The organism is Micromonospora sp. MH33 (assembly GCF_003013775.1).
Taxonomy (GTDB): Bacteria; Actinomycetota; Actinomycetes; order Mycobacteriales; family Micromonosporaceae; genus Micromonospora; species Micromonospora fulviviridis.
In genome coordinates this window covers 1-2580 of record NZ_MUYZ01000526.1, presented here as the reverse complement: position 1 = coordinate 2580, position 2580 = coordinate 1, and the positions used below count along the sequence as shown (strand labels likewise).

The following is a 2580-nucleotide window of genomic DNA, read 5'->3' as shown; positions in this document are numbered from 1 at the left end:
CGGTGGTCGAACGTCGACCGCGTCGTGGCCAGCGACCAGGCCACCGTCGCCGGATCCAGCCCCTCGTGCTCGCGGACCTGCCGCGCGAGCCGTTCCGCCAGGCCGGCCAGCGCCGTGGTCGAGCGCGCCGACAGCGGCCACAGCACCGCACCCGTTCCGACCAGCCCGGCGGCAGGTCGCTCCGGGGCGTCCTCGACGGGCCGGGCGGGCTCGGGCTCCGCCGGCTGCTCGATGATGACGTGCGCGTTGGTGCCGGAGATGCCGAACGACGACACGGCCGCCCGGCGCGGCCGGTCCACCGCCGGCCAGGGCTGCTGCTCGGTGGCGAGCGTGACGGCCCCGGCCGTCCAGTCGATGTGCGGGGACGGCTCGTCCACGTGCAGGGTCGCCGGCACGATCCCGTGCCGCATGGCCTGCACCATCTTGATCACTCCGGCCACGCCGGCGGCGGCCTGCGCGTGCCCCATGTTCGACTTGATCGAGCCCAGCAGCAGCGGTTCGGTCCGGTCCTGCCCGTACGTGGCCAGCAGCGCCTGCGCCTCGATCGGGTCACCGAGCGTCGTGCCGGTGCCGTGCGCCTCCACCACGTCCACCTCGGCCGCGGACAGCCGCGCCGACGCCAGGGCCTGCCGGATCACCCGCTGCTGCGACGGACCATTCGGCGCGGTCAACCCGTTCGACGCACCATCCTGGTTGACCGCCGAGCCGCGGATCACGGCGAGGACGCGACGGCCGTTACGCCGCGCGTCGGACAGCCGCTCGACCAGCAGCATCCCGACGCCCTCCGACCAGCCGGTGCCGTCCGCGGCGGCGGCGAACGACTTGCACCGCCCGTCGGCGGCCAGGCCGCCCTGCCGGGAGAACTCGGCGAAGGTGTCCGGGGTGGCCATCACCGCGACGCCACCGGCGATGGCCAGGTCGCACTCGCCCCGGCGCAGCGCCTCACCGGCCAGGTGCAGGGCGACCAGCGACGACGAGCAGGCGGTGTCGACGGTCACCGCCGGGCCCTCCAGCCCGAGGGTGTACGCCACCCGGCCGGAGATGACGCTGTGCGCCCCGCCGGTCATCAGGTAGCCCTCGGTGCCCTCCGGCACCTCGGTGAGCCCGGTCCCGTACCCGGAGGTGGAGGCGCCGACGAACACCCCGGTGCGGCTGCCGTTGAGGCTGGTGGGGTCGACGCCGGCCCGCTCCAGGACCTCCCACGAGGCTTCCAGGGTGAGCCGCTGCTGCGGGTCCATGGCCAGCGCCTCGCGGGGCGAGATGCCGAAGAACGCCGGGTCGAAGCCGGTCACGTCGTGGAGGAAGCCGCCGGCCGGGGTGTAGCCGCTGTCCGGGGCGGGGGTGTCCCAGCCCCGGTCGGTGGGGAAGTCGCCGATCGCGTCGACGCCCTCGGCGACGAGCCGCCACAGCTCCTCCGGGCCTCGTACGTCGCCGGGGTAGCGGCAGGCCATGCCGACCACCGCGATCGGCTCGTCGGCGCCGGTGGCGACGGCCACGGCGGCCGGTACGGCACGGTCCCCGCCGAACGCCGTCTCCCGCAGGTGCCCGGCCAGCTCGGCCGGGGTGGGGTGGTCGAAGACCAGGGTGGCCGGCAGCCGCAGCCCGGTGACCTCGTTGAGCCGGGTGCGGAAGTCCACGGCGGTGAGCGAGTCGAAGCCGAGGTCCTTGAAGGGCCGGCCCCGCAGGTCGTCCGGGGTGGCGTGGCCGAGGACTCGCGCGGTCTGCTCGTTGACCAGCCGGAGCAGTTCCCGCTCCTGCTCGGCCTCGGGCAGGTCGGCCAGGTGGCGCAGCGCCTCGGCGACGCCGGTCGGCGCGGCGGCGCTCTCCGCCTCGGCCTCGGCCAGCGCCCGCACCTGCGCCAGTTCGGAGAGGAACGGGCTGGGCCGGCTGAGGGTGAACGCCGGGTGGAACCGGCTCCAGTCGACGTCGGCGACGGTGACGCAGGGTGTGGGCCGGTCCATCGCCCGGTCCAGGGCGACCAGGGCGCGCTGCGGGTCGATGGTGGGCAGGCCCATCCGGTGCAACTGCTCGGTGGCGGCGTTCTCGGCGGCCATGCCGTCGGCGCCGCCCCACGCCGTCCAGGCCACGGCGGTGGCGGCCAGGCCCCGGTCGCGGCGGTGAACGGCGAGCGCGTCGAGCAGGGAGTTGCCGGCGCCGTACGCGCACTGGCCCGCGCTGCCCCACACCCCGGAGATGGAGGAGAACATCAGGAACGCCCTGAGCGGCCGGTCGGCGAGGCACTCGTCGAGGTGCAGCGCGCCGAGCACCTTGCCGGCGACGACCCGGGAGAACTCGTCGAGGGTGGTGCCGGTCAGCGGAGTGAGCTGGTCGGTGCCGGCGGCGTGCACCACCACGGTCAGGTCGGGCAGCGAGTCCAGCAGCGCCGCGACGGCCTGCCGGTCGGTCATGTCGCAGGCGGCGGCGGTGACCCGCCCGTCGGCGCCGTGCTCGGCCAGGAGCCCGGCCAGGCCGGGGGTGGCGGCGCCGCGCCGGCCGACCAGGACGACGCGCCGGGCGCCCCGGTCCAGCAGCCACCGGGTGACGTGGCCGCCGAGCGCACCCGTACCGCCGGTGACCAGG

Annotated in this window: 1 protein-coding gene; it reads right to left on the bottom strand. The window is 75.9% G+C overall.

Annotation, left to right across the window (positions count from 1 at the left end):
- Window positions 1-2580: SDR family NAD(P)-dependent oxidoreductase (locus tag B0E53_RS35345; protein WP_146167934.1), on the bottom strand; the 2580-nt coding region annotated here is incomplete at both ends.